A 22742-nucleotide genomic window follows, 5' to 3' on the forward strand; every position below is an offset into this window, starting at 1 on the left:
GCGAAAGTGGTGGCGAGCCTTAGAAATCGGCGACCTTACCCCAGGAGGAAGCATCGAAGCGCTGCGGATTGTAGGATCTCGGGTCGACAATTGGCTCCGACCCGGTGACGAGATCGGCCACCAGATGTCCGGCGCCCGATCCTATGCCGAAGCCATGTCCCGAAAATCCGGCAGCCAGGAAGAACCCTGGAACGGCATCAATCTGGCCGATGGCAGGCACGCCGTCCGGCGTGCTGTCGATATAGCCGGCCCAGGCAGCACTTATCCTGGTCTTTCTGAGATCGGGCAGAAGTTCGAGCGCGCGGGCGTGCGTCAGCCGGATCGTCGCCTGGTTCGGGACCGGATCGAGTGTGCGCATGCGCTCCATCGGCGTCGGCCGGTCGAGCCGCCAGCGTTTCAGCGTTTCGTGCCCCGAGAGCGCGCCTTGCAGCCCGCCGGGCGCCAAGCTTCGCCAGCGCTTCAGGAACATCGGCACGAAATGCGACGAGAAGCGCAGCTGCTGCGGCGTGACATCAACGCGTCCGCGACCGCTTATGGCGAGCGTATAGCCGCCGTCGCCACGGCGCGTGACCGAGATGCGCGCCGTGTGCAGTGCGTCCGGCAGGCCGTCCACCCCGGGCGAGACGGAGAGGATCGAGGAGCGGATCGAGGCTTGCGGAAAGCGGAAGCCGAACTGATGGCAAAAGGAGGAGGCCCAGGCGCCGCCGGCTAGGACCGCCACCTTCGTGCGGATCGCCCCGCTTTCCGTGACGATGCGGCTCAATCGCCCGCCTTCGGTCTCGATGCCGCGCGCGGCGCAATTCTGGTGCACGCTGCCACCAAGCTTGAGGATGGCGCGGGCGACCGCGGGCGCGGCGCGCGACGGATCGGCGGTGCCGTCGGTGGGCGAGAAGACGCCGCCCTTCCACGTCCGGCCCGTGGCGCGGCCGCGCTCGCTGGCCTCGCGACTGTCGAGCATATGCGTGGTGACGCCGGCTGCCCTGGCGAAGTCGCGCCAGCGCGCCCAGCCTGCCAGCTCCGCCTCGTCATTGCTGAGATAAAGCAGGCCGCAGCGGCGGAAGCCGGTCTCCTCGCCGCTTTCGGCCGCGAAGCGCTCCAGGAGATCGAGGCTGCGGGTCGCCATCGGCAGCTCGCGGGCGTCGCGGTTCTGCTGGCGGCACCAGCCCCAGTTGCGGGAAGACTGCTCGGCGCCGATGCGTCCCTTTTCGACGAGCGCCACCCTCATGCCGCGCCGCGCCAGGTAATAGGCCGCGAAGACGCCGACAATGCCGCCGCCGATGACCACCGCGTCCGCGGATTGCGGCAGTTCGCTCGAAGTCTCGATTTGCTGCAGCGGCGCGCGCATGATCCTCTCCGCCTTGGGGCTTCAATCTACCGCGTTGCGCAGGCAGGCGCTGCTGCAGTTGAGAGCGAGGCAGAATTTTATTCCGCCAGTCCCGTCGAAATCGGGAGCCGATGCGTTTCAAAGCGGTGTCCGATGCGATGGACAGGCCGGTGGGCTGTGGTAGTGTCGATGGCTATTGGCAGCGCGGCATTTTGTGCTGTCTCGTGCGTTATGTGGAGACGGCCATGAAACTGGATCGGATCGACATCAAGATTCTGCACGAATTGCAGAAGAACGGCCGCATTACCAATGTCGAACTGGCCGATCTGGTGCATCTGTCGCCGAGCCCGTGCCTGATGCGGGTGAAAAAACTCCAGTCGGAAGGCTACATCGAGGGCTATTCCGCGCAGGTCAATATCGGCAAGCTCGGCCAGACGCTGACGGTGTTCACCGAGATCACCTTGAAGAACCATCGCCAGGTCGACTTCGCCCGTTTTCTCGCCGTGGTGGAGAAGATCGACCAGGTCATCGAATGCCACCTTGTCTCTGGCGGCTACGATTATCTGATGAAATTCATGACCGCCGGCATCAGCGAGTATCAGACGATCATGGAACGGCTGACCGACATGGACATCGGCATCGACAAGTATTTCAGTTTCGTGGTGCTGAAGTCGCCGATCGTCAAGGCGCACATGCCGCTGCCCAGCCTGTTTCCGATGTAGTCGGCGATGGCCGCGCACTGACTGCGGTCCGTTACAGTATGCCGGGCCGCAATATAGGATGCAGCGCTTTCAATTCGGCTTGCATCTCGGCAATCATCCAGGCGCGGATGTCGGACACGATCGGTCGTGGCGGCCGTGAGCATGGCGCAATCAGCTGATGGGTTCGACCGGTGTTGATCTGCCTGTCCGATGCCGGAACAAGCGTTCCCTGGAGCAACGCCCTTGAAACGTTGCTGAGCCAGCCGAGCGCCACGCCTTCGCCGTTCATCGCCGCCTGAAGGACGACCGCGTAGTCCGAGAACTCCAGCCACTTTGCCCGGCTGGTCTTGCGGTCCGCCACGCTGCCCCAGGCGTCCCGCCACTGCTCCTTGGCGTCGGTCAGATGAAGCAGGACATGACCTTCCCCGTTTCCGGCATGCATCAAATGGCCGTGGGTCGACAAATAGGATGGGCTGCACACCGGCACGATAATTTCCGGACAGAAGGGCCAGCGATGATAATGCCTATCGTCGTCGGCCAGGATTCGTGTGGCAAGGTCGACATTCTCGGCGGGCCCTCGCAAGACCCCCGCGATCAATTCAAATCTCAGGTCCACATCGGGGAATCTCATGTTGAACGTCCCCAACCTCGGAACAAACCAATAGGTTGCGAGAGAGCTCGAAAGCGAAAGAGTGACGACCGGCTTTGCGGCGCCGTTCTTCTTGATCGTGCCGATAACCCCTTCGATGCCGTCGAACCCCTCCCTTACGGCCGAATAGAGAGAGCGTCCCTCCGGGGTTGGAGCCAGCCCTGTTCGCCCCCGCGTGAAAAGAGCGACGCCAAGATCGCTCTCCAGCTGGGCGATGCTGCGGCTGATCGACGGCTGCGTGACGTTGAACTCGCGCGCGGCCGCCGTGAAGCTGCCCGTCCGGACGGCACTTTCGAAGACAAGTAGCCCGCGTGCGGATGGAACTAGTTTTGCAAAACCGGCCATACGCTCAGCGTATAGCTGCCTCAATAATTTTCAAGCTTTCTGCCTCCCTGCAAATGGCGAACTATAACCATCATGAATGGGTGGGAGCAGAACGTGAGTGCAGCAGGACCTCGAGCAGGCGAGACATCCAGCGATCCCCTGCTTCAGCCCTTTCGGCTGAAGGGCCTGATGCTGCGCAACCGCATCGTTAGCACCAGCCATGCCTCGATGCTGGACGAAGGCGGCCTGCCGCTCGAACGCTACCAGCGTTATCATGAGGAGAAGGCGCGCGGCGGCCTGGCCATGACCATGGCTGGCGGCTCGGCGATGACGTCACCCGATTCGAGCTGGGGCGGCGGCCAGTTGGCCCTTTCGAGCGATCGCATAGTTCCCCATCTCCAGTCGCTGTCGCAGCGGATCCATCGTCATGGCGCAGCCGTGATGTGCCAGGTCTCGCATCTCGGCCGGCGCGCCACCGCCTATGCCGGAAACTGGCTGGCGCCAGTGGCGCCGTCGCGCGTGCGCGAGGCGCGAAACAGGAATTTTCCGAAGGAGATGGACGCCGCGGACATCGACAGGATCATCAAGGATTACGCGAGTGCCGCCAGGCGCTGTCTCGACGGCGGTCTGGATGGCATTGAGACCGTCACCGGCGGGCATCTGATCGGCCAATTCCTGTCGCGCCGAACAAACAAGCGCAGCGACGCTTTTGGCGGCTCGCTGGAAAACCGGGCGCGCTTCGGCCTGATGGTCCACGAGGCGATCCGCCGAGCGGTCGGTAACGACTTCACCGTCGGCATCCGTTTCGTCATTGACGAGGCGGTGGATGACGGATCGGATTTCGATGAATGCCTTGCCTTCGCCCGCTTGTTCGAGCGGGAAGGCCACATCGATTTCTTCAACTGCATCTTCGGCCGCATGGACACCGACCTCTCGCTGGCCGAGCAGAACATGCCTGGCATGTTTACCAAGAGCGCGCCGTTTCTGTCGCTGGTTGGAGAGTTCAAGCGGCAAACGAGACTGCCCGTCATCCATGCCGCCGCCATCAGGGACGTAGCCACGGCCCGGCATGCGATCCGGGAGAATCTTGTCGACCTGGTCGGCATGACGCGGGCGCACATCGCCGACCCGGATATCGTCAACAAGGTGATGCGGGGAGAGGAAGACCGCATCCGCCCGTGCGTCGGAGCGTCCTACTGCCTTTATAAGAAGGTGCAGTGCATCCACAATCCGGCCAGCGGTCACGAAACCATGGTCAGCCACATCATCGAGCGGGCCGAAACCCCGAAACGGGTGGTCGTGGTCGGCGGCGGCCCGGGTGGCATGGAGGCGGCAAGGGTCGCGGCCGAGCGTGGGCACAAAGTGACCTTGCTGGAGGCCGGAGCGCGGCTTGGCGGGCAGGTACTCATTGCAGCCTCTGCCTATGACCGAAAGGATCTCATCGGCATCGTCGACTGGCGTGTCGACGAACTCGCACGCCTCGGCGTCGCAGTCCGTCTCAACACCTATGCGGATGCCGAACTCGTCCTTGCCGGCAAGCCGGACGCCGTCATCGTTGCCACCGGCGGCATTCCCGACATGGAGTGGCTGGACGGCGCCGAACACTGCGACAGCGTCTGGGACCTTCTGACCGGAGCCGTGCCAGCCAAGGACGATGTGCTGATCTACGATGAAACCGGACGTCAGGTCGCCATCTCCTGCGCCCTCCACCTGGCACGCCTGGGGCGCGCGGTCAGCCTGGCCATAGCGGACGACACCCTGGCGATCGAGACGCCTTATCCGGACAGGGTGAGTTTCCGCAAACTTGCCTCGGAACTGAGCATCCGTGTCGTCGGCGACCTGCGCCTGGTCAAGGCGGCGCGCCAAGGCAACGGCATCGCCGCCATGTTCCGGCACGAGCTCACCGGCGCGGAGACGGAAATGACCGCGGCGCAACTCATTGTTGAGCGCGGCACGGTGCCCATGGAAGACACCTACCAGGAACTGCGCGTCCGCTCCGCCAACAACGGCATCACCGACATCGCCCTTATGACGGGAGCGAGGGCGAGGGAAGACCATGGTACCCAAGCTGCCGGATCATTCGTCCTGCATCGCATTGGCGACGCGGTTGCCAGCCGGGATATCTACTCGTCGATCTACGAGGCCTACCGGATCTGTTCGCAATTGTAGTGTCGGTGAAGGCGCTCATGGAGCGCCTTGACCGACATGGATATCGGCATTGACAAGTGTTTCAGCTGTGTGGTGCTGAAGTCTCCCGTCGTCAAGGCGCATACGCCGTTGCCCAACCCGTTTCCGATGTGAGGCTCGGCCCTTTGCTTAGCGGTGGCCGTACGTGCTGACCAGTTCGGGGTCGCGGACGAGCCCGTCGAGCCAGGTCGGATCGAGCTTCGGCACGGAGGAGAACAGAAGCTTGGAATAGGGGTGGCTGGGCGCCTTCAGCTTGTCGGGCGTGATCTGCTCCACCCGCTCGCCATTGTACATCACCATGATCTCGTCGCAGATAGCCTCGACGACCGAGAGGTCATGGCTGATGAAGATGTAGGAGAGCCCCAGCTCGCGCTGCAGCTCCTTGAGAAGCTCGATCACGGCGGACGCCACCACCGTGTCGAGCGCCGAGGTGATTTCATCGCAGATTATGAGCTTGGGATCGGCGGCCAGAGCGCGCGCAAAGTTCACCCGCTGCTTCTGGCCGCCCGAGAGCTCCGATGGACGACGATAGCGCAGCGCTCTCGGCAGGCGAACCATGTCGAGCAGTTCGTCAACGCGCTTCGAGCGCGCCTGCCTGTTGATCCCGTGGTAGAAGGCCAGCGGGCGGGAGATGATGTCTTCGATCGGCTTGGCCGGATTGAGCGCGGTATCGGCATACTGGAACACGATCTGCATCTCGCGCAGTTGGTCTTGGCTGCGTTTGCTTGCGGCGCGCTCCAGTTGCTTGCCGTCGAAGATGATATCGCCGGCCGTTGCCGGATGGATGCCCGCGATGACGCGCGCAAGCGTCGATTTTCCGCAACCGGATTCGCCGATGACGCCGAGGTTGCGGCCCTTCTCGACGACCAGACTGACGGCATTGACGGCCCGGATAAGTGGCAGTCCATCATCTCGCACCGCGCCATAGCCGGCCGTCACATTGTCGATGCGCAGCAACGGCTTCGCGCCGGCATATGCGTGCGCCTGCGCTTGCCGCGGCTTCGGCTCGAAGGCAGCCAGCAGTTCACGCGTGTAGGGATGCTGCGCGGCCGAAAGAATCTGAGGCGTGCTGCCGGTCTCCTGCACTTCGCCGCCCTTCAGCACAACGATGTGATCGGCGATCTGGGCGACGACGGCGAGATCGTGGGAAACATAGACCCCGGCTATCCCACCCGCCCGCATGACCGATTTGAAGGCCTTCAGCACGTCGATCTGCGTCGTCACGTCCAGCGCCGTCGTCGGCTCATCGAAGATGACCAGCTTGGGATCGCCGATAAGCGCCATGGCCGCCGACAGCCGCTGCAACTGGCCGCCGGAAACCTGGTGCGGATAACGGGCGCCGATCCGTTCCGGATCCGGCAACGACAAGGCCCTGAACAGCTCGACAGCGCGCTTTCGCGCCCTCTCAGGAGGCATCAGCCTGTGGATGCGCGTAACCTCGATCACCTGCTCCATGATGGTCGCCGAGGGATTGAACGAGGCCGCGGCACTTTGTGGAACATAGGCAATGTCGGTGCCCCGCAGCCTGGCGCGCTGCTTTTCGGAAAGTGCGGCCATGTTCTTGCCGTTCACATTGATCTCGCCGCCGGTTATCCGGCAGCCGGGGCGTGCGTACCCCATGAGCGAGAGCGCCACCGTCGTCTTGCCGGAGCCGCTCTCGCCAATCAGTGCGACGATCTCGCCGTCGGCGATGTCGAGGCTGACGCCCTTGATGAGTTCGACGATCCGTCCGGAATCGGTCTTCGCCTCGATCCTCAGGTTCCTCACCTCGACGAGATTGGTCATGTGTCCCTGTCCCTGATCTTCTGCGGCAGGTTGTCGATCAGCAGGTTGACGCTGATGGTGAGGCTGGCGATCGCCAGCGACGGCACAATCACTGCCGGCGCCGCAAACGGTAGGCCGCCGATGTTCTCGCGCACCAGTGCGCCCCAATCGGCGAGCGGCGGCTGCAGCCCGAGCCCCAGGAACGAGAGGCCGGAGAGCAGGAGCACGATGAAGACGAAGCGCAGGCCGAAGTCGGCGAGCACCGGGCGGATGATGTTGGGCAGGATCTCCGACCCGATGAGATAGGCGGTGCTCTCGCCGCGCACGCGGGCGACGGTCATGAAGTCCATGGTGTTGATGTTGACGGCGAGCGCGCGGGCAAAACGGTAGGCGCCTGGGATATAGATGACCGCAAGCGTCAGGATCAGCACCGGGATCGACGAGCCGACCGCGGCAACGACGACGAGCCCGAACAGCTTGCTGGGGATGGAGTTCATGGCATCGAGGAAGCGGCTGAGGCAGGTGTCGAACCAGCCGCCGGTGACGGCTGCGACCATGCCGAGCACGACACCTGAAAAGCAGGCGATGCAGACGGCGGCAAGCGATATGCCGACGGTGTAGCGCGCGCCGATCAGCACCCGCGAGAGCATGTCGCGGCCGAGATAGTCCGAGCCCAGCCACAGGCCTTGGCGCATTGGGCCGAAATAGTCGTCATCGACGATGTCGCCGATCGGATGCGGGATGATGTAGGGCGCGAAGATGGCGACCAGCGTCCACGCCAGGATAACCAGCGAAGCCACGACGCCGACAAGATTGTAGCTGTGGCCGAGCAGGGATCGTCGAGAGGCTGCACCGCGTGCCATCGTCATCTCAGCCTCGGGTTGGACATGATGGCCACAATGTCCGCGGCCGTGATGAGCAGCAGATAGCCGAGGCAGAAGATCATCGCGCAGCTCTGGATCAGTGGCAGGTCGCGTGTCGCGACGGCATCGACCATCAGCTTGGCGATGCCGGGATAGTTGAAGATTGTCTCAACGATGATGACGCCGCCGACCAGATATGAGAGCGACAGCGCAACCGCGTTGACGATCGGGCCGAGCGCATTGGGAAGCGCGTGCTTCAGCACCATGCGGCCGCGCGAGGCGCCCTTGAGCAGCGCCATCTCGGCGTAGGGCGTGGAGAGCGTTTCGATGACCGCGGCCCGCGTCATGCGTACCATCTGCGCGGAGATGACGAAGGTGAGCGTGATCACCGGCATGGCATAGATGCGCACGACATCGGTCAGCGAATGCGCCTCGTTGACCGACGACAACGCCGGCAGCCATTTGAGATAGACCGCGAAGAGCAGGACCGCCAGTGTCGCGACCATGAACTCCGGCACCGAGATCACGCCGATCGAAACCACGGTGACGGCGCGGTCATAGAGCGAGCCGCGCAGCATCGCGGCGGTAATGCCGAGCGTCAGCGCCAGCGGCACGGACAAGAGCGTGGTGATGGCGGCGAGCTTCATGGTGTTGACCAGGCGGCCACCGATCAGCGCTGCCACCGGCATGTTGTTGGCATAGGACGTGCCGAGGTCGCCATGCAGCAGGCCGAGAAGCCAGCGCAGGAAGCGCAGGATCGCCGGATCGTTGAGGTGCATGGCCTCGCGCAGGCCGGCGACCGCCTCCGGCGTCGCCGCCTGGCCGAGCAGGATCGATGCGGTGTCGCCAGGCAGCATGCTGGTGGCGAAAAACACGGCGAAGAGCACGATCAGAAGCGTGACGAGCGCGATCCCCAGCCGCTTCACCACGAGGTTCAAAACCCCAGACGTCATGGAGGCTCCTGCGGTTGCGTTCGGCCGAAATCTTGCTCAATGCGGTGCCGGGGGGCCGGCTGACCGGCCCCCCGGCAGGCGCCTCTCAGGCTTCGAGCCAGAGATACTCGGCCATTGCGTAGCCCATCATGCCACCAAGCGGGTTCGCTTCCAAACCCTTCACCTTGCTGGAGAGGGCATCGACGTTCGAGATATAAGCCGGGATGATGGTGCCCGCCTCTTCGGACACCATCGTCTGCATCTGGTCGTAGATCTCCTTGCGCTTGGCCTGGTCGAGGGAGCCGCGCGCCTCGACAAGCATCTTGTCGAACTTCTCCGACTTGTACTGGCTTTCGTTCCACGGCGCGTTGGATGCGTAGAGCAGCGAGAACAGGATGTCCGGGGTCGGGCGCGGATTGATGTTGCCGAAATGGACCGGCGCCTTGAGCCAGTAATTGTCCCAGTACCCGTCGGAGGGGACGCGCTGGACATCGAGCTTCATGCCGATATCCGCCCCGGCCGCTTGGATGATCGCGGCCATGTCGATCGAGGAGGTGGCGGCGTCGGAGGCAATCACCGGAATGGACTGGCCGAGCACGCCTGCCTTCTGGAAGTGGAACTTCGCCTTGTCCGGATCGAAAGCCTTGGGCTTGAGGTCGGCGTTGTGGAAGATGTTCGCCGGCGAGACCGGCTGGTCGTTGCCGATCTCTCCAAGGCCGCGCAATGCCGATTTGACGATCTGCTCGCGGTTGACGAGATATTTCATGCCGGCCACGAAGTCGGCCTTGTTGCCGGGATCCATGTCGAGCCGAATGTTAAGGTCGGTGTAATTGCCCGAGGTCGTCTTCGACAGTTCGAAACCCTGCTGGCCGCCGATGAGCTTCATCGCGCGCGGATTGATCGAGGCGGCAAAGCCGATATCCCCGGACAAAAGCGCGTTGACGCGCGCGCTGTCGTCGCTGATGGCGATGAATTCGAAGGAGTCGAGATAGGGCTTACCCGACTTCCAGTAGTTCTTGTTCTTGGTGACCACCGAGCGCACGCCCGGCTCGAAGGTCTCCAGCACGAAAGCGCCCGTGCCGTTGCCCTTGGAAAAGTCGGTGGTGCCGTCCTTTACGATCATGAAATGATGGAGCGCCAGGATGGTCGGCAGGTCGGCATTCGGGTCGGCGAGGGTGATTTCGACGGTCGACTTGTCGACCGCCTTGAAGCCGGTCATCTGCGCGGCGATCTTGGCGACCTTGGAGCCGACCGCCTTGTCGAGGTGACGCTTCAGCGAGAAGACCACGTCGTCTGCGGTGAAGTCCTTGCCGTCATGGAAGGTGACGCCCTTGCGCAGCTTCACCGTCCAGGTCTTGGCATCCTTGCTGTCGAAGCTTTCGGCCAGCTCCATCTGCGTCTTGCCATCCTTGTCGAGGAAGGTCAGACGGTTGTAGAGCGAGCAACAGCGGACATAGTCGGTGGAAAGCGACGCCTTGGCCGGATCCAGCGTGTCCGCGGTCGAGGACGACCAGCCGGCCGCCTTGAGGTTTCCGCCTGAGACCGGCGTGGCGGCGACGGCATTGGTGGCGCGGCCGAGCACCACGCTACCCGCGGCAAACGCGGCGCCGCCTGCCAGCAGCATCTTGAGGAGTTCGCGGCGGCTCGCGCCTCGCCTGATGGCATTTTCGACCATCGCATCGTCTGCTCCGGTCCAGTTCGTGATCTTGTCGGTCATGTCATTCCCCTTTCTGTTGTCTGGCCGGCATGCGCGTCTTGATGCGGCTTTCCGGGTTTTAAGCTCAGGTTCGTTCCTTTAGGCTTTCCCGCACAGCCGCGGCGAAAGCGGCCATCGAGGTGAAGTGGTAGTCCGGCGCGGTGAAGCGCTCGGGCTCTATCGTGCCGCCATAGCCCTTCTGGGCGTGGCGGCGCTCGATCCAGCAATTGGTCATGCCGAGCGATCTTGATATGCCGATGTCGTGGTACTGGCTTTGCGCGACGTGCAGGATGTCGTCCTTGCTGTCGCCGCGGGACGACACGAAGTTGAAGACCTTCTGGAAGAAGGCGGGGTCCGGCTTCTCGGCGCCGGTGTCGTCGGCGGTGAAGGTGGCGAAGAAAGGTGATCCGAGCTGCTTCTCGAAATGGTCCAGAGCCCAGCGCCGGGCGTTGGTCATGGCGATCAGCTTATGGGACTTCGCAAGCTCGGCCAGCGCCGCCCTGCTGTCGGAGAAGCCTTGCCAGCGGCTCACCGAATCCCGGAAGCGGGCGCCACATTTCTCCTCGGCCGGCAGGCGGAGCCGCGGTGCGATGACCATGTAGACACGCGCGAGATCGTCGGGAAAAAGGTTCGCGTCGGGCATGTAGCGGGCCTGCCGGTAAAGGGCGAGCGCTTCTTCGCCGTCTATGGGAACACCGGCCTCCGCGGCGATCTCGGCCAGGCAGGTCGTGATGCCGCCTTCGAAGTCGATCAGCGTGCCGACCACGTCGAAGGTCATGTATTTGAATTCGTTAAAGCCCCTGGCCAAGACTGGCTCTCCTCTGCGCGCGGCCGAATTACTCATGCTGAACAGAACAAAATTCCGTGCTGTCCGGGGCGTCGGCCTTTTTCAAAAGCCCGGAAATTCGGGCCTTCTGGCCTTGTCTTAAAAAGCAGTCTGGCACTTCCCCCACGTTGGATTCGCCGAAAAGGCGCGAGGTAGCGGCACAAAATTGCGAAATCGTCGGCCCCAGCGATATTTCGAGACACGACATATTCATCTCATGCCAGCGCCTGGCGGACGTCCGGGTCGTCGAGTGTCTGGTCGAGCGTCCGGCGCGTGCGCTCGATGATCGCGTCGATATCGCCGTCGGTGCAGCACAGCGGAGGGGCATAGCCGAGAACACCGTGCGCGAAGGCGCGGATGATGAGGCCATTGTCCCAAGCCCTGTCGAAGACGCGCCGCGCCGGCATGGCCGAGGGTGGAAGCGGCGTTTTCTTCTTTTTGTCGACCACCAGCTCGATCGCGGCAAGCATGCCGCGACCGCGGACGTCCCCGACCAGCGGATGGTCGTTCAACCCTGACAGCCCCGTCATCAGGCGGGCGCCAGCTCTGGCGCCGTTCTCCAGAAGGCCTTCTTCATAGAGCTTCAACACCTCGAGCGCGACGGCGGCGCTGACTGGATGGGCGGAATAGGTGTAGCCGTGGCCGACCGCGGAAGCACCCGCGCCATCGGCGATGACGTTGTAGACATGATCAGCCATGAACACGGCGCCCATCGGGACATAGCCCGAGGTCAGGCCCTTCGCGGTTGTCATGAAGTCGGGAACGATATCCTCTTCCGTGCAGGCAAACAGGGGACCGGTGCGGCCGAAACCAGTGATCACCTCGTCGGCGATGAACAGGATGCCGTATTCGCGGCAGAGCTCGCGCATGGCCTTGATCCAGCCCTTCGGCGGGACGATGACGCCGCCCGAGCCCTGGATCGGCTCGGCATAGAAGGCGGCGACCCGCTCCGGCCCGATCTCCTCGATCTTGGCCTTCAGCGCCGCAAGCGATGCGGCGATGATCGCGTTACCATCCTCGCCTACCGGGTTGCGATAGGGATAGGGGGAAGGAACCTTGTGCTGCCATTCGAAAGGAATGCCGAAACCGGCATGGAAGGCGGGCAGGGCAGTCAGGCCCGCGCCGACCACCGACGATCCGTGATAACCCTGCTCAATGGAAATGAACTGGTCGCGTTGAGCCTCGCCTCTGGCATTCCAGTAATACCGGACGAACCGGATCGTGCTGTCGACCGCGTCCGATCCCCCGAGCGTGAAATAGACGTGGTTGAGATCGCCGGGCGCGCGCTCCGCCAACTCCGAGGCGAGCCGGATGGCAGGCTCCGAGCCGAGATCGAAATAGGCGGTGGCGTAGGGCAACTCGCGCATCTGCCGGGCCGCCGCCTCGACGATGCTGTCGTGACCGTAGCCGGCATTCACGCACCATAGCCCGGCGAAGCCATCGAGAAGTTGCCTGCCGGACGCATCTGTCACGGTAGCGCCCTTCGCCGATTTCAGCACCCGCACGCCGAGCGCCTCATGCCCGCGATAGGAGGCGACCGGATGGATGAGATGGGCCCGGTCGAGTTCGATCAGGGAATTGGCGAGCATTGTTATCCTCCGGACTAGCCGAGCGCTTGGTTGGCGAGGGCGTAAAGTTTTGGTCTGGCCTGTTCCGGCCCATTCCTGGCAGGACGGTCCATGGCGACGCCGCCGCCGACATGGGCGAGGCCGATTTCGGTCAGCCAGCCGGCGAGGCCGGTGCGGCTGTCGGTATCCACGCGCAAGAACGCGCCGGGGCGCGACGCGGCGAAGTAGCTGATCAGCACTTTGGCGTCCGCGGCGCTGCCCGCGATGACCGGGCCAATCACTTCACCGCGTCCGAACGGGCGGATCACGGCATAGGCGTTGATAGCGCGATCGCGGCGGATGACCGCGAATTCACCCCGCTCGGCCAGCACACCGATCAGAGCTTCACGGTCGGCGCCGTAGGCGTCACGGTCCAGGGCCTTGATTTCCGGCAGATCGCGGGTGCCCGCGGCTTCCACACCGTCGGGAGTCTCAAGCGCTGCCACCTGGCCTTGGTGCTGAAGAATCGTGCCCGAGGGCACAAAGCCCAACTTCTCGTAAAGGGGCATGCCGTCGCTTGTCGCGACAAGTCGCAGTGGACGGTCGCCGGCAAGAGCAAAGGCCTGTTCCATGAGCCGGCGCCCGAGCCCTTTGCCCCGCGCGTTTCTGTCGACGATCACCATGTTGATCATGGCGCAATCGCCGCCGTAGGGCGTTACCAGGATGGTCCCGGTGACCCGGCCCCGGTCGTCGAGCGCGACCGCGCCGCTGGAGAGTTGCAGCGCCATCTGCCAGTCCTGCGGGCGATGCGGCCAATTCTCCTGGCGAGAAAGCGCGACTGCGCCCTCGATATGATCGGGCCTAAAGCCCTGGAGTTCGATCTCGCCTTGCTGCATGAGGCACCTTTGCGTCTGGCTCCAAGTCTCGTTCATCCGTGCGCCGCAGATCGTCTGAAGGTTTCGACTTCGGCAGTATCATTCGCCTTTGCGCAGGGGGTACGCCGCATCTTGTGCTGGCGCGGGCGGCAGCGGATGCGCCGCGGGCCGCCGACCGACCCCTCTGGATCGGCTGCAGAGTGCTACAGCGTGCCAAACAGGCCAGCGGATACGGAACTTTCTGCTTTTGCAAGGCGAATTTCGGTCAGCTGGCTCGCTCCCGGCCGGCCTATGATGAAAAACATCCGCACGCGGATGTGCTTCCACTGGAGATCGACAGACATGGCTTCCTTCAGGCCCAAATACATCACCTTCGACTGCTACGGCACGTTGACCTTTTTCCAGATGGCGGAAGCGGCGCGCGACCTCTATGGCAGCCGGCTCGATGCGCCGCGCATGCAGGAGTTCATCAAGAACTTCGCGGCTTACCGGCTGGACGAGATCCTCGGCGACTGGAAACCTTATGCCGACGTCATCCACAATGCTCTCGAGCGCGCCTGCAAGCGCAACAGCGTCGCCTTCAGCCCGGATGACGCCAGGATGGTCTATGAGCGCGTGCCGACTTGGGGCCCGCATGCCGACGTTCCAGCAGGCCTGGCGAAGGTCGCCAAGGAAATCCCGTTGGTCATCCTGTCCAACGCCATGAACGCGCAGATCATGTCCAATGTCGAGAAGCTCGGCGCACCGTTCCACGCCGTCTACACGGCCGAACAGGCGCAGGCCTACAAGCCACGCTTCAAGGCCTTCGAACACATGTTCGACAGGCTGGGCTGTGGTCCGGAGGACGTTCTTCACTGCTCGTCCTCCTTCCGCTACGACTTGATGTCGGCCCACGACCTCGGCATCAAGAACAAGGTCTGGGTCAATCGCGGCCATGAGCCCGCCAATCCCTATTACGGCTACGTCGAGATCGCCGACATTTCCGGTCTTCCAGCCGTGGTCGGGCTTTGAAACTCACGAGATGCAAATGAAGCTGGTCTCCTACTGGCACGACACCGCCCCTGTTTTTTCCGGCGGCATGCAAGGTCCGGTCGAGGGACACTACGACGCCGCCATCATCGGCGGCGGCTTCACCGGTCTCGCCGCCGCGCGCCAGCTGGCGAAGGCCGGCGTCAAGGTGGCCGTGCTGGAAGCGGAGCGGGTGGGCTGGGGGGCGTCCGGGCGCAATGGCGGACACCTGAACAACGGTCTCGCCCACAGCTACCTTTCGGCCAAGGCGGAGCTAGGCAAGGAACGCGCGATCGCCCTCTACCGGGCGCTGGACGATTCCGTCGACACCATCGAGGCCCTGGTCGCCGAGGAAGGCATCGACTGCAGCTTCCGCCGCGCCGGGAAGCTGAAGCTCGCCTCCAAGCCGCAGCATTTCGAAGCGATCGCCCGCAACTTCGAAGCCGTCCATGCCGACGTGGATCCGGATACGGCGCTGCTTTCAGCGGTCGATCTCAAACCCGAGATTGGCTCGCCCTTCCATGGCGCAATGCTGTCGAAGAAAAGCGCCATGATGCATATGGGCCGCTATGTGGCTGGGCTGGCGACAGCCGCGGTTCGACATGGCGCCCTTATCCACGAGAATGCGGCGGTGACGGATCACAGGCAGTCCGGCACGCGGCATCAGCTGACCACCTCCCGCGGCCGCATCAGCGCCGACAATGTGCTGGTGGCGACCGGCGCCTACACCACGCCGAATTTTGGCTATTTCCGGCGCAGGATCATCTCTGTCGGCAGCTTCATCATCGCCACGCGGCCGCTGAGCGACGCCGAGATCGCCGCGACCATGCCGGGCAACCGGACATGCGTAACCTCGATGAACATCGGAAACTATTTCCGGCTTTCGCCGGACAAGCGCCTGATCTTTGGCGGCCGCGCCCGCTTCTCGGCGACATCGGACCAACGCTCCGACGCCAAGAGCGGACAGATATTGCGGGCAAGCCTCGCTGCGATCTTCCCGCAGCTCGCCAACGTCGAGATTGACTATTGCTGGGGCGGGCTGGTCGACATGACCAAGGACCGGTTCCCGCGGGCCGGCTACCATGACGGGGTCTGGTACGCTATGGGCTATTCCGGCCACGGCGCACAGCTCTCCACCCAGCTCGGCATGATCATGGCCGATGCCATGCTCGGCCGCGCGGACCGCAATCCGATGAAGGGGCTCGAGTGGCCTGCCATTCCCGGCTATTCCGGCAAGCCCTGGTTTCTGCCGATGGTCGGTCTCTACTACAAGGCGCTCGACCGGATCCAGTGATCGGGGCTGGGCTTAGCCCAGCCCGCCCATGTGGAAGCTCTTCATCTCCAGATATTCCTCGATGCCGGCCTGCGCGCCCTCGCGCCCGAGGCCGGACTGCTTGACGCCGCCAAAGGGGGCTATCTCCATCGAGACCGACCCTGTGTTGAGACCCACCATGCCGAACTCCAGCGCCTCGCCGACGCGCCAGGCCCGCTTCAGGCTCTCGGTGTAGAAGTAGGATGCAAGCCCATAGGGCGTGCCGTTGGCCAGCGCGATCGCCTCCTCTTCCGTCTCGAAACGGAAAAGCGGTGCGACCGGACCGAACGTTTCCTCGCCGGCGAGCTGCATCCTGGCCGTGGCGCCGGTCAGCACCAGCGGCGCTACATACTGAGGACCCTCCGGCAGCACCGGCTTCTCGGTGACGATCGTCGCGCCCTTGGCGAGCGCGTCCTCGACGTGCCGACTGATCTTCTCGACCGCCGCCATGTTGATCATCGGTCCGATCGCGACGCCGGGCTGCGTGCCCGGTCCCACCGTCAACGCGTTGACGCGGGCGCTGAGCTTGGCGGCGAAGTCTTCATAGACTGCAGCCTGAACGAGGATGCGGTTGGCGCACACACAGGTCTGGCCGCCATTGCGGAATTTCGACGCGAGCGCGCCTTCGACGGCGAGGTCGAGATCGGCGTCGTCAAAGACGATGAAGGGCGCGTTGCCGCCGAGCTCGAGGCTGAGCCGTTTGACGCCGTCGGCCGCCCCGCGCATCAGCAGCGAACCGACCCTGGTCGAACCGGTGAAGGAAATCTTGCGCACGGTCTCGTTCGCCATGATCTCGTTACCGATCTCGGCCGGCATGCCGGTGACGATGTTGATGACGCCGGCCGGAATGCCCGCCCGTTCGGCGAGCACGCCGAGCGCCAGTGCTGAATAGGGCGTGAACTCGGACGGCTTGATGACCACCGTGCAACCGGCGGCCAGCGCCGGCGCGACTTTCCGGGTGATCATCGCGTTGGGAAAATTCCACGGCGTGATGATGCCGCACACGCCGACGGGTTCCTTCAGGACGATAATGCGGCGGTCGGCCGTGGGCGCGGGAATGGTATGGCCGTTGATGCGGCGCGCCTCCTCGGCGAACCATTTGACGAAGGAGGCGCCGTAGCGGATCTCGCCCCTGGCCTCGTCCAGCGGCTTGCCCTGTTCCGTCGTCAGGATCAGCGCGAGATCATCCAGATGCTTGACCATCAGGCCATGCCAGGCCTCCAGCAGGGCGGCGCGTTCGGCTTGGGTCTTCTTTTTCCAATCCTGATAGGCGCAAGCCGCCGTCTGTATGGCCGCGCGGGTCTCCGGACCAGCCATGTCGGGCACTGTGCCGACCGATAGCTGTGTTGCCGGATCGATCACATCGACCGTTCTGCCGGAACCTGCTGCGACCCATTTCCCACCGATCAGGCCGGCCTCGCGGAAGAGATCTTTGTCATTCAGGCTTTTCATCAATACGACCTCGCAAATCAGGTGAGCGCCGAGACGACGGCCGCGGTGATGGCTTGCGTGCTTTCCGTGCCGGGGGCGGTGCCAATGCCTTGCGCTGTTGTCGCCTCGAGCGCCTTCATGACGCGGCCGGCTGCATCCTTCTCGCCGAGGTGATCGAGCATCATGGCGCCGGACCAGATGGTGGCGATCGGATTGGAGATGCCAAGATGGGCGATGTCGGGCGCGGAGCCGTGCACTGGCTCGAACATCGACGGCGCCGAGCGGTCGGGGTTGATGTTGGCGGAAGCCGCGTATCCGAGCCCGCCCTGGATCGCCGCGCCGATATCCGTCAGGATGTCGCCGAAGAGATTGGAAGCGACGACCACGTCGAGACTTTCCGGCGCCATGATCATGCGCGCGGCGAGCGCGTCGACATGATAGCTGGTGACGGCGACATCAGGATATTCCGCCGCCAGCTTGCGGGTGATCTCGTCCCAGAACACCATCGAGTATTTCTGCGCATTGGACTTGGTGACGGAGGCGAGCTTGCCGTGCCGTGATCGCGCCTGCTCGAAGCCGAAACGCAGGATGCGCTCGACACCGGCGCGGGTGAAGATCGCGGTCTCCACCGCGACTTCGTCCAGCGTGCCCTGATGCACGCGCCCGCCGGCGCCGGAATACTCGCCTTCGGTGTTCTCGCGGATGCAGAGAATGTCGAAGCTCTCGGCCCGCAGCGGACCTCTGACGCCTGGCAGCAGGCGGTGCGGCCGGATATTGGCGTATTGCACGAAGGCCTTACGGATCGGCAGCAGCAGCCCGTGCAGCGAAACGGAATCCGGCACTTCCGCCGGCCATCCCACCGCGCCGAAAAGAATGGCGTCGAAGCGGCGCAAGGTCTCGATGCCGTCCTCCGGCATCATGCGGCCGGTTTCCTTGAAGAAGCGGCAGGACCAGGGGAACTCCGTGCCCGCAAGGCAAAAGTCTCCCTGTTTGGCCACTGTTTCCAGCACCGTCCAGGCAGCGGCGGTGACGTCACGGCCGATGCCGTCACCGGGGATCAGGGCGATCGAATAGGACTTCATGGGCATCTCTTCACAGGCTGATCAGGACGCTCTTGGTCCTGCGGTTGGCGAGATAGGCCTCGCGGCCAAGGTCCTTGCCGATGCCGGAGCGCTTGTAGCCGCCAGTCGGCAGGATGTGGTCGCGCGAGCGGCTATAGCGGTTGACCCAGACGGTGCCTGCTTCGAGCCTGCGCGCGAAACGGATCGTGCGCGACAGGTCGGCGGTGAACAGGCCGGAGGCCAGCCCGTAGGTTGGATGGCTGGACAGCGCCACCGCCTCCTCCTCGGTGTCGAAGGTCTGGACGGTCAGGACTGGGCCGAAGATCTCCTCGACGATCGCCGGATTGTCCTGACTGACATTGGCAATCAGCGTCGGTTCGTAAAAATAGCCGGGAGCTTCCATTGCCCCGCCACCGATCAGGCATTCGCCGCCGGCGGCGAGAGCGGCCCGCACGATGCCGTCGACACGCGCCCGCTGCCGTTCCGAGATGATCGGCGCATACTGCGTCGTCTCCTCCCAGGTCGGGCCGGGCCTCACGGCCTTCATCTTTTCCAGGATCGAGGCCGTCAGCCTGTCGGCCACGCCCTTCTCGACGATCAGGCGCGTGCCGGCCACGCAGGCCTGGCCGGCATTGAAGGTGACGCTGCCGGCGATTGCTGCCGCCGCCTTGTCGAGATCGGCATCGGCAAAGACGAGCTGCGGGCTCTTGCCGCCGAGCTCCAGCGTCATCGGCTTGACGCCGGTGCGCGCGACGTTCTCCATGATGGCCGAGCCTGCACGGGTCGAGCCGGTGAAGCTGACCTTGGCGATCTCGGGATGAGCGGTGAGCGCCGTGCCGGTCGTCGGGCCGTCGCCGAGCACCACGTTGATCAGCCCCGCCGGCAGGCCGGCCCTGACCGCAAGCTCTGCCATGTAGATAGCCGAGAAGGGCGTCATTTCCGACGGCTTCAGCACAACGGCATTGCCGGCCGCCAGCGCCGGGCCGAGTTTCCAGCCGGCCATCGAGATCGGAAAATTCCACGGCGTGATCGCGCCTACCACGCCATAGGGCTCGCTTATGATCATGCCGAGGCTGGCGTCGTCGGTCGGCGCGAGCTCGCTGCCTTCCTTGTCGGCGAACTCGGCAAAGAAGCGGATCTGCTCGGCGGTCACGGCGATGTCGCCGGCGACGAGCTGGCCCACGGGGCGGGTCGAGGACAGTGCCTCGATCCTGGCGAGCGTTTCGGCTTCCGCTTCCATCAGATCGGCCCAGGCCTGAAGCGCCCTGGTGCGCTCGCGCGGCCGGACGCCGCCCCAGTTGCTGGACTTCAGCGCCGCTTTGGCGCTCTCCACCGCGCGATCGACGATGTTGCTGCCGGCAAGGGGGCAGGTGACGTAGGGTTTGCCGTCGGAGGGACGGCGCATCTCGATCGCGCCCTCGGCCGAAATCAACTCGCCACCGATGAAATGGCCGACGGGCAGAGAAATTGTGTCGGGATTGAAACTCAGGCTCATGGGCAAACCACTTGGTAGCATCGGCCTGAGCCTAGCCCGTGCCGGCACGCAGCTTGCACTGTTCGGTGATCCGCCGCCGACGAATGTTGCGTGCTGGGGACAAGAGACGGCAAAATCTACCGCGGAGGTCGTGGCCTGCGCGGACGTTCGCTAGCCCACCGTGACGTAGATCTTGCGCACCGTCTCGATGGTCTTCCAAACACCGGTGAAGCCCGGCTTCATGACGAAGCTGTCACCGGCCCGGTAGGTCACCGTTTCGCCGGCGTCGGGCGTGATCTCGACCACGCCGGAGACGATGTGGCAGAACTCGAATTTGTCGCCCTTGATCGAGCGCGTCTCGCCCGGTGTCGCCTCCCAGACGCCGGTGTGGACGAGGTCGTCCTTGGCGACATCCTGCGCCCAGGTCTTGAAGGCTGGGTCGCCGGCAATCAGCCGCTCGGGCAGCGCGTTGGATTCGCGCGGCGGGAAAACCGGGTTGATATCGATGGACTTGAGGAGGGACAAAGGATTTCCTTTCCAGTTGAATTTCAATAACCGCGCGAGCGGTCGACGAGCCCGATGGGATCGAGCCCGGCGCGGTGACGCTTGATGTTGTCGATGACGGCCTGCGCGGCGGTCACGGGTTGGGTGACGCTGGCTATGTGCGGAGTCAGGATGATCTTCGGATGCGACCAGAACGAATGTCCCGCGGGCAGCGGTTCGGGATCGGTCACGTCGATCATCGCCGACGCGAGATGACCGCGATCGAGCGCCGCGACAAGCGCTTCGTGGTCGAGCTGCGGGCCTCGACCCGTATGAACGAGAGCCGCGCCCTCGGGCAATTTCGCGAACAGACCGGCATTAAGGAACCCACGCGTCTCCTCGGTCAATGGCAGCAGGCAGACCAGTATGTCGCTGGTTGCCAGCATTTGCTCCAATCCGAGCTCGCCATGATGACAGGCCACGCCCTCGATCTGCCGGGGCGAGCGGCTCCAGCCGGCGAGCGGAAAGCCGAAGGGCTTCAGCCGGTCGAGGACGGCCTGGCCGAGCTGGCCCAGACCGAGCACGCCGACCCGGCGCAATTCTGCCTGGGGTTGCGGGATGTCGCGCCACTGTCCGGCGCGCTGCTGTGCCAGATAGGCCGGCAGGTTGCGGTGGAGAGCGAGCACGGCGAGCGTCACATATTCCTGCATCATGCGCACAATGCCTTGCTCGATCATGCGCACGATCTTCACTCTTGCCGGCACTGCATCGAAGCGGAACTGGTCGACGCCGGCACCGATGGAAAACAGGATCTCGAGATTCCTGTAGCGGGCAAGCTCCTGCGGAACGGTCCAGGTGATCAGATAGCGCACGGCGTCGGGATCGACCGTCGCCGGGTCCATCGCGAAGGGCAGCTCGGGGAATTCGCGGGCGAAGGCATCAGCGAAAATCTCAGCGCGCTGCGCATCGGAGTTGAACAGGAAGGTCATTCCGGCTGCTCCTTCAGGCCACGCAACGCGCGCCCAGTGCCTCGATCATCTGCCGGCAGGCGGTAAGTTCGCTGGCGCAGATGTATTCATCCGGCTTGTGGGCGCGGCCGATGTCGCCGGGGCCGCAGATGATCGCGTCCAGCCCCGCGGCCTGGTACAGCCCGGCCTCGGTGCCGTAGCTGACGGCGGCGAGCGGCGTCTGGCCGGTCAGCTCTTGCAACAGTGCCGCCAGCGGCGCGTCCTGCGGTAGCGACAGTGCCGGATAGGCGCTGACCGGCGTCCACTCGACACGATAGCCTCTGGCGGCAATGGCCCCGGCCCTCGTTTTGACGGGCGCGAGCAGGCTGGCCGGATCAATGCCGGGTACGGCGCGCGCCTCCAGATCCATCGTGCAGGTATCGGGGATGATGTTGACCGACTGGCCGCCGGCGATCACGCCGGCCTGCAGCGAGGAATAGGGGGGCTCAAAAGCCGCATCGAATGGGCCGTGCGTCAGCCCTCCGGCTTCGCTCACGGCCGTGCTCAGGACATCAGCCATCGCATGGATGGCGTTGAGGCCTAGATCGGGGCGAGAGGAATGGCCTGAGCGCCCCCTTATGGTCACGCGGGCGGCCGCCTTGCCCTTGTGGCCGCGCACGGCGCGCATGCCGCTCGGCTCGCCGACGATGACGCCGAGCGGCTTGGCGCAAAACTCGGAAAGGCGTGCTATCAGGTGCGGCACGCCGCGGCACCCGATCTCCTCGTCATAGGAGAAGGCGAGATGGATCGGTCGGGCGAGGCGCAGTCCCGCGAGCAGGGGCGCGGCCGCAAGCGCGGCGGCCAAGAATCCCTTCATGTCAGTCGTGCCGCGTCCGTAGAGTCGGTTACCGTCCCGACGCAGCGCGAAAGGGGACGAGCTCCATTGCGGCTCGCAAGCGGGGACGACATCCATGTGTCCTGACAGGATATAACCCGGAACATCGGCTGGACCGATCGTGGCGAAAAGATTGGAACGGTCGCCGTCGGGGCCCGGAACAAGAGTGACCTTGGTTTCATGTTTGGCGAGATAGGCCTCTATCCAGCCTGCAATATCGCCGTTCGCCTTGCCGGCGACCGATGGAAAGGCGACGAGACGGTCGAGGATGTCGAAGACGTCCATTCCAGCCCTCAAGGCGTTTTGGGTTCGCCGGGCTCAGGACCGACGGCCATAGCTGCAGAACTGCCGCAGAGGGTGGGCGCTTTGCTTCGCGATTGCGTGCCGAAAGCGGAAGTGTTTCAGTTGAATCTTGCGTTGGCATGCGTCATTCGAGCAAATCG

General features: G+C 64.0%; 20 protein-coding genes and 1 pseudogene. 5 read left to right on the forward strand and 16 right to left on the reverse strand.

The genetic code is table 11. From position 1 onward, the window contains the following. Positions 1-19: 19 nt before the first annotated feature. Positions 20-1345 (reverse strand): NAD(P)/FAD-dependent oxidoreductase, encoded by a 1326-nt coding sequence (locus tag LB565_RS06960; RefSeq protein ID WP_224582393.1) that lies wholly within the window; start codon positions 1343-1345, stop codon positions 20-22. 224 nt (positions 1346-1569) lie between these two features. Here LB565_RS06960 and LB565_RS06965 point away from each other — a divergent pair, with 224 nt between their 5' ends. Further along, positions 1570-2046, forward strand: a complete 477-nt coding sequence (locus tag LB565_RS06965; protein WP_224582394.1) for an Lrp/AsnC family transcriptional regulator — start codon at positions 1570-1572, stop codon at positions 2044-2046. A 31-nt stretch (positions 2047-2077) separates the two neighbouring features. Here the strand turns inward: LB565_RS06965 and LB565_RS06970 are convergent, their stop codons facing one another. Then, the gene (locus tag LB565_RS06970; RefSeq protein ID WP_224582395.1) at positions 2078-3019 is read right to left on the reverse strand and encodes a LysR substrate-binding domain-containing protein; all 942 of its coding nucleotides are present in this window, start codon (positions 3017-3019) and stop codon (positions 2078-2080) included. A 72-nt stretch (positions 3020-3091) separates the two neighbouring features. Between LB565_RS06970 and LB565_RS06975 the strand changes: the two genes are divergently transcribed. Both LB565_RS06975 and LB565_RS06980 read left to right on the forward strand, forming a co-directional pair. Next, positions 3092-5167 carry an NADH:flavin oxidoreductase gene (locus tag LB565_RS06975; RefSeq protein WP_224582396.1) on the forward strand — a complete coding sequence of 692 codons (2076 nt, stop codon included), beginning with the start codon at positions 3092-3094 and terminating at the stop codon, positions 5165-5167. Between the two features lie 27 nt (positions 5168-5194). Continuing rightward, positions 5195-5299, forward strand: a pseudogene (locus LB565_RS06980) (Lrp/AsnC family transcriptional regulator); the annotation flags it as partial. A gap of 15 nt (positions 5300-5314) precedes the next feature. Here LB565_RS06980 and LB565_RS06985 read toward each other — a convergent pair. The 8 genes from LB565_RS06985 to LB565_RS07020 all read right to left on the reverse strand — a co-directional run bounded on the left by LB565_RS06985 (position 5315) and on the right by LB565_RS07020 (position 14032). Next, positions 5315-6970, reverse strand: coding sequence for an ABC transporter ATP-binding protein (locus LB565_RS06985; protein WP_224582397.1), 1656 nt, complete (start codon positions 6968-6970; stop codon positions 5315-5317). After that, positions 6967-7818, reverse strand: a complete 852-nt coding sequence (locus tag LB565_RS06990; protein ID WP_224582398.1) for an ABC transporter permease — start codon at positions 7816-7818, stop codon at positions 6967-6969. Before LB565_RS06990 ends, LB565_RS06985 begins: the two co-directional genes overlap by 4 nt. Further along, positions 7815-8765 (reverse strand): ABC transporter permease, encoded by a 951-nt coding sequence (locus tag LB565_RS06995; protein WP_224582399.1) that lies wholly within the window; start codon positions 8763-8765, stop codon positions 7815-7817. Before LB565_RS06995 ends, LB565_RS06990 begins: the two co-directional genes overlap by 4 nt. An 85-nt stretch (positions 8766-8850) precedes the next feature. Beyond that, the gene (locus tag LB565_RS07000; protein WP_224582400.1) at positions 8851-10461 is read right to left on the reverse strand and encodes an ABC transporter substrate-binding protein; all 1611 of its coding nucleotides are present in this window, start codon (positions 10459-10461) and stop codon (positions 8851-8853) included. A gap of 64 nt (positions 10462-10525) precedes the next feature. Then, positions 10526-11284 carry an HAD-IA family hydrolase gene (locus LB565_RS07005; protein WP_411970615.1) on the reverse strand — a complete coding sequence of 253 codons (759 nt, stop codon included), beginning with the start codon at positions 11282-11284 and terminating at the stop codon, positions 10526-10528. A gap of 197 nt (positions 11285-11481) precedes the next feature. Continuing rightward, positions 11482-12855 carry an aspartate aminotransferase family protein gene (locus tag LB565_RS07010; protein ID WP_224582402.1) on the reverse strand — a complete coding sequence of 458 codons (1374 nt, stop codon included), beginning with the start codon at positions 12853-12855 and terminating at the stop codon, positions 11482-11484. A gap of 14 nt (positions 12856-12869) precedes the next feature. Further along, positions 12870-13709 carry a GNAT family N-acetyltransferase gene (locus LB565_RS07015; RefSeq protein WP_224582403.1) on the reverse strand — a complete coding sequence of 280 codons (840 nt, stop codon included), beginning with the start codon at positions 13707-13709 and terminating at the stop codon, positions 12870-12872. Between the two features lie 182 nt (positions 13710-13891). After that, entirely contained in the window at positions 13892-14032 is a 141-nt protein-coding gene (locus LB565_RS07020; protein ID WP_224582404.1) for a hypothetical protein, read from the reverse strand. Here LB565_RS07020 and LB565_RS07025 point away from each other — a divergent pair. Then, a complete protein-coding gene (locus tag LB565_RS07025) occupies positions 14031-14699 on the forward strand; it encodes a haloacid dehalogenase type II (RefSeq protein ID WP_224582405.1) in 669 nt (222 codons plus the stop codon). The genes LB565_RS07020 and LB565_RS07025 overlap by 2 nt on opposite strands. A gap of 16 nt (positions 14700-14715) precedes the next feature. After that, on the forward strand, positions 14716-15990 hold the full coding sequence (locus tag LB565_RS07030; RefSeq protein WP_318012128.1) for an FAD-binding oxidoreductase: 1275 nt from the start codon (positions 14716-14718) through the stop codon (positions 15988-15990). A gap of 12 nt (positions 15991-16002) precedes the next feature. Here the strand turns inward: LB565_RS07030 and LB565_RS07035 are convergent, their stop codons facing one another. The 6 genes from LB565_RS07035 to argE form a co-directional block, all read right to left on the reverse strand. Beyond that, on the reverse strand, positions 16003-17460 hold the full coding sequence (locus LB565_RS07035) for an NAD-dependent succinate-semialdehyde dehydrogenase (RefSeq protein ID WP_224582406.1): 1458 nt from the start codon (positions 17458-17460) through the stop codon (positions 16003-16005). A gap of 17 nt (positions 17461-17477) precedes the next feature. Further along, a complete protein-coding gene (locus tag LB565_RS07040) occupies positions 17478-18521 on the reverse strand; it encodes a tartrate dehydrogenase (RefSeq protein ID WP_224582407.1) in 1044 nt (347 codons plus the stop codon). Positions 18522-18531: 10 nt separating this feature from the next. Beyond that, a complete protein-coding gene (locus LB565_RS07045) occupies positions 18532-19995 on the reverse strand; it encodes an aldehyde dehydrogenase family protein (RefSeq protein WP_224582408.1) in 1464 nt (487 codons plus the stop codon). Positions 19996-20145: 150 nt separating this feature from the next. Continuing rightward, positions 20146-20499 carry a cupin domain-containing protein gene (locus LB565_RS07050; RefSeq protein WP_224582409.1) on the reverse strand — a complete coding sequence of 118 codons (354 nt, stop codon included), beginning with the start codon at positions 20497-20499 and terminating at the stop codon, positions 20146-20148. Between the two features lie 23 nt (positions 20500-20522). Beyond that, a complete protein-coding gene (locus LB565_RS07055; RefSeq protein ID WP_224582410.1) occupies positions 20523-21446 on the reverse strand; it encodes a 2-hydroxyacid dehydrogenase in 924 nt (307 codons plus the stop codon). 13 nt (positions 21447-21459) lie between these two features. Continuing rightward, positions 21460-22584: an acetylornithine deacetylase gene (argE, locus tag LB565_RS07060; RefSeq protein ID WP_224582411.1), complete on the reverse strand. Its 1125-nt coding sequence runs from the start codon at positions 22582-22584 to the stop codon at positions 21460-21462. Positions 22585-22742 lie beyond the last annotated feature (158 nt).

Origin of the sequence: Mesorhizobium sp. CA14 (assembly GCF_020165195.1) — a bacterium.
Classification (GTDB): domain Bacteria; phylum Pseudomonadota; class Alphaproteobacteria; order Rhizobiales; family Rhizobiaceae; genus Mesorhizobium.

Coding starts and splice junctions, on each gene's coding strand:
- LB565_RS06960 (WP_224582393.1), bottom strand. CDS start 1,345: ATGCGCGCGCCGCTGCAGCAAATCGAGACTTCGAGCGAACTGCCGCAA.
- LB565_RS06965 (WP_224582394.1), top strand. CDS start 1,570: ATGAAACTGGATCGGATCGACATCAAGATTCTGCACGAATTGCAGAAG.
- LB565_RS06970 (WP_224582395.1), bottom strand. CDS start 3,019: ATGGCCGGTTTTGCAAAACTAGTTCCATCCGCACGCGGGCTACTTGTC.
- LB565_RS06975 (WP_224582396.1), top strand. CDS start 3,092: ATGAATGGGTGGGAGCAGAACGTGAGTGCAGCAGGACCTCGAGCAGGC.
- LB565_RS06985 (WP_224582397.1), bottom strand. CDS start 6,970: ATGACCAATCTCGTCGAGGTGAGGAACCTGAGGATCGAGGCGAAGACC.
- LB565_RS06990 (WP_224582398.1), bottom strand. CDS start 7,818: ATGACGATGGCACGCGGTGCAGCCTCTCGACGATCCCTGCTCGGCCAC.
- LB565_RS06995 (WP_224582399.1), bottom strand. CDS start 8,765: ATGACGTCTGGGGTTTTGAACCTCGTGGTGAAGCGGCTGGGGATCGCG.
- LB565_RS07000 (WP_224582400.1), bottom strand. CDS start 10,461: ATGACCGACAAGATCACGAACTGGACCGGAGCAGACGATGCGATGGTC.
- LB565_RS07005 (WP_411970615.1), bottom strand. CDS start 11,284: ATGAGTAATTCGGCCGCGCGCAGAGGAGAGCCAGTCTTGGCCAGGGGC.
- LB565_RS07010 (WP_224582402.1), bottom strand. CDS start 12,855: ATGCTCGCCAATTCCCTGATCGAACTCGACCGGGCCCATCTCATCCAT.
- LB565_RS07015 (WP_224582403.1), bottom strand. CDS start 13,709: ATGCAGCAAGGCGAGATCGAACTCCAGGGCTTTAGGCCCGATCATATC.
- LB565_RS07025 (WP_224582405.1), top strand. CDS start 14,031: ATGGCTTCCTTCAGGCCCAAATACATCACCTTCGACTGCTACGGCACG.
- LB565_RS07020 (WP_224582404.1), bottom strand. CDS start 14,032: ATGTCTGTCGATCTCCAGTGGAAGCACATCCGCGTGCGGATGTTTTTC.
- LB565_RS07030 (WP_318012128.1), top strand. CDS start 14,716: ATGAAGCTGGTCTCCTACTGGCACGACACCGCCCCTGTTTTTTCCGGC.
- LB565_RS07035 (WP_224582406.1), bottom strand. CDS start 17,460: ATGAAAAGCCTGAATGACAAAGATCTCTTCCGCGAGGCCGGCCTGATC.
- LB565_RS07040 (WP_224582407.1), bottom strand. CDS start 18,521: ATGAAGTCCTATTCGATCGCCCTGATCCCCGGTGACGGCATCGGCCGT.
- LB565_RS07045 (WP_224582408.1), bottom strand. CDS start 19,995: ATGAGCCTGAGTTTCAATCCCGACACAATTTCTCTGCCCGTCGGCCAT.
- LB565_RS07055 (WP_224582410.1), bottom strand. CDS start 21,446: ATGACCTTCCTGTTCAACTCCGATGCGCAGCGCGCTGAGATTTTCGCT.
- argE (WP_224582411.1), bottom strand. CDS start 22,584: ATGGACGTCTTCGACATCCTCGACCGTCTCGTCGCCTTTCCATCGGTC.